Source organism: Moorena sp. SIO3B2 (assembly GCF_010692525.1).
Taxonomy (GTDB): Bacteria; Cyanobacteriota; Cyanobacteriia; order Cyanobacteriales; family Coleofasciculaceae; genus Moorena; species Moorena producens.
The window spans coordinates 1-3,288 of sequence record NZ_JAAHHE010000545.1; the positions used below are offsets into that span (position 1 = coordinate 1).

At 41.3% G+C, this 3,288-nt stretch carries 3 protein-coding genes and 1 pseudogene; all 4 read right to left on the reverse strand.

Going from position 1 to position 3,288, the window contains the following annotated elements; all coding sequences use genetic code 11:
* Positions 1–68: 68 nt before the first annotated feature.
* The gene (locus F6K38_RS37710) at positions 69–266 is read right to left on the reverse strand and encodes a hypothetical protein (RefSeq protein ID WP_008183380.1); all 198 of its coding nucleotides are present in this window, start codon (positions 264–266) and stop codon (positions 69–71) included.
* Positions 267–485: 219 nt separating this feature from the next.
* Positions 486–875 (reverse strand): annotated as a pseudogene (locus F6K38_RS37715) (Uma2 family endonuclease); the annotation flags it as partial.
* Positions 876–935: 60 nt separating this feature from the next.
* Positions 936–2,171: an RNA-guided endonuclease InsQ/TnpB family protein gene (locus F6K38_RS37720; protein ID WP_287360101.1), complete on the reverse strand. Its 1,236-nt coding sequence runs from the start codon at positions 2,169–2,171 to the stop codon at positions 936–938.
* A 178-nt stretch (positions 2,172–2,349) separates the two neighbouring features.
* Positions 2,350–2,766 (reverse strand): helix-turn-helix domain-containing protein, encoded by a 417-nt coding sequence (locus tag F6K38_RS37725; protein WP_287360102.1) that lies wholly within the window; start codon positions 2,764–2,766, stop codon positions 2,350–2,352.
* Positions 2,767–3,288: the final 522 nt, after the last annotated feature.

Below are 3,288 nucleotides of genomic sequence, written 5' to 3' on the forward strand. Positions count from 1 at the left end.
TTATCTGGTGTTTCATGGTTGGTGGAGATGGAAAATCTGATCACTAGAAAATATGATAACTAGCTTGACTAGGATGAAGGAGGCTTAATTACTTCAAAGTCTGACTCATCTAGAGATAATATAAATGCTTGATCATTCTGCTCAAAGGGATTTTCCTCTAATCTGACTATCCAACGACCGGATTCTTCCTGTGCTTCAATACGACCCGAAAGACCTGCAACATAATCAGGATAAATCACTCGAACTAAGGTTCCTACTTTGAGCATCTGAATTACTATCTATACTCCCAATGTCCACCTGATTTTACCTTTAATTAACCAAATCTTAAATTCATATTGTTACAATACCGATTTAGGTTATTCAAAATTAGCTCACTATTTTCCCCCAAGCCAGTCAGGAGGCTTGATCCTCACCGGGGAAGAGTGTGGATAGTGTGGATGGTATGGATGGTGTGGGAGGTGTGGTGGTAGAGGAAACAAAGCCGATTAAGCGATCGCTTGAAAAACCTGATCACCATTTAACCTTAATTCTGGAAAGGTTGGCGATAGGATACGGTTCGCTCCTCGGAACTGATTAACGTGATATTCGCCATCTATCAATTGGTAGACCGATAAAGTAGGTTGTTTAGGATTGCCGATAAATCGCCGACCGCCTAAACCTAAATAATCAACAATCCAATATTCAGCAATTCCGAAAGACTCGTAATCTTCCAGTTTCAAAGCGTAGTCGTCGCTCCAGTTTGTTGAAACCACTTCTACAACTAAACGAACAGAAGACCCCCGTGTGATAATCGATTCCTTTTCCCACCGTGGTTCGTTATCACTAACCCTTTGCTTGTCTAAAACGATGACATCTGGTTCTTGACATCCTCCCTCGCTAAATCGGAGATTATAGCGTTCGCGTAGCGGCTCCAAAGGAGCTGGGATTCCCAAATTTCACAATTTGGGTTTACTGCTTTTACAGCACTTGCCTAGGTTGTGATCAACCCCCGGTAGCCCGCCTACACAGTCAATTTCTTCCACGATCTGCCCGACCGCAGCGATACCACGTTGACAAACAATTCTCGCGGCTGCAACATCTCTGTTGATTTCGTACTGGCATTCAAGGCATTTATGAATACGTTCAGACAAGTCTTTTTTGCCTGTATGCGTCCCACAATTTGGACAAATTTGACTGGTATATCTGTAATCAACTTTGCCAAAATACACCCCTCGTTTCCAGCAAACCCAAGCCAGAATATTAAAGAACTGACCAAACCCAGCATCAAGAGTGTGTTTCCCTAACATCCCTTTTGCCCAGGTTCTAAAGTCAAGGTCTTCCACAAATATCATGCCAGCTTGATCACACAGATGATGTGCTAACTTGAAGTGATAGTCTTTTCGAGTATCTGAGATTTTTTGATGAAATTTTGCTATTTTCTGATTGAGTTTATGTCGATTTGCTGAACCCAACTTTTTTAACTTCAGTCTACGTTGCAGTAATTTCAACTCGCCGTGTAGCTTGCTTAAGAATTTGGGACGTTCAATTAACTCCCCATCAGAAGTCGCTAAGAACTTATCAAGTCCGACATCAATCCCTAAAGGATGACCCCAAACAGTTGTATCAGGAACACTAACATCACTTTGTAATGTCAACATTGCAAAATAACCACTGGCTCTTCTAACTACCCTCACTTGCTTGATTTTGAATCCCTCTGGAATTGGTCGTGATAACCTGATCTTTATCAACCCAATCTGAGGAAGTTTAATCCAGTCATTTGTCACTGGATTTACCTTAAACTGTGGAAATACAAATGACCGCATTCGGTACTTGTTTTTAAAGCGAGGAAAACCGTAACTCCGTTTTTTCATGTTGTTAAATGCTCGCTCTAAAGTCTTCAAAACTTGCTGTAAAACTTGAGCATTTGTTCTTTTGAGTTCAGGGTTAGTTTTCTTTACCTTGGTTAGATTTGCTGCCTGTACATTGTAATTTGGATAAGAGGCATCCGCCGGAATGATATATTCTTGTTGCAATGAGCAACAGTTAACTGCACACTTCCTACTGTTGATCCAGTCTTTTCTTTCTCTAAGTGCGTAATTCCACACCTTCCTACAGACCGCCAACATATCTTCAATCATGGCAATCTGTTCCTGAGAGGGAATCAGTTTGAATTCGTAGGTAAGCGTAAGCATACTAACACTGTATCATAAGTCTATCTGGCTGTGTTGCTCAGTTAGATTTATATACATCAAGGATTGAGAGGTGATATCCAGGTTGCTTCGTTTTTTTGTTGGTCGCAATTCCCCATACGCGCCATACAAAGATTATGGTCGCAGTCCTCTTGCTCCATTTCGATAGTTTAGACCTGGCTCAGCTCACCTTAAAATCAGAAATAGTCTCAATCCATACCCGTGCTCCACAATTTAGGGGATCATCTGGGCGATACATCACCCGACAAGGGCCATTCACTTCGACCGTATGACCATAAATATTTTTAGTGCCGCGTTTTACGGTAATCACTGGATTGCGTTCGCCAGTGTTGTGATTTTGGCGAATCACTTTTTGATTAACGTGGATCACAGCTTTAGTGTACTGTGTACGCTTTGACCAATTCCGCTTTGGTCCACGAGTGCCGGGGGTGACCACTGGCATGCCATCAAATAAAGGAATTACCCAAGTTCTACCCACTTTATAAGCTCCTTTGACTCTGCCTTTGCTCAAAAGGAAACGGACGCGAGTAGCAGAGACACCTAGTAATTTAGCAGCTTGTGCGGTAGAAATCATCATGGCCGAAAAACCATTGCTTTAACGATATTGTTATTTTAACAGGATTTTTGAAAAGATGCAAAGGGTTATGGGGGTTTAACACGTTGTAAGGGTGGAAGTTTAGAAAAACTATTGCATTACTGCTAGGGGTGATGTGGGTGATGTGGATGGTTTTAAAAAACTATTGCACTGTCGCAATTAAGTTTTAAGTCTTGATTAGTGCTGTTGAGTTTTTTAGTAAGTTTGAAGTACATCTAAATATTCTTCCCTGTTCTCTGTTCCCTGTTCCCTGTTCCCTGTTCCCTGCTAACTGATAGCTGATAGCTGACAGCTGACAGCTGACAGCTGATAGCTAAATACTTAAAAAAAAATTCGGTCAAGTCCTGGTTAATTCCAATGCTTGACCGAATGATTTTTTGTAATAGTCAAGAGCCCTATGATCCTTGACTATATGTTCACCAAATCAACAACATACCAACTTAGGTTTAATACTTTAGACTTCGTACTTTCTCCTGAGTTTTGACCTGTCGCCAGCGATGCAGA

Excerpts from the sequence above, each read along its gene's own strand:
- F6K38_RS37710 (WP_008183380.1), bottom strand. The coding sequence starts at position 266 with ATGCTCAAAGTAGGAACCTTAGTTCGAGTGATTTATCCTGATTATGTT.
- F6K38_RS37720 (WP_287360101.1), bottom strand. The coding sequence starts at position 2,171 with ATGCTTACGCTTACCTACGAATTCAAACTGATTCCCTCTCAGGAACAG.
- F6K38_RS37725 (WP_287360102.1), bottom strand. The coding sequence starts at position 2,766 with ATGATGATTTCTACCGCACAAGCTGCTAAATTACTAGGTGTCTCTGCT.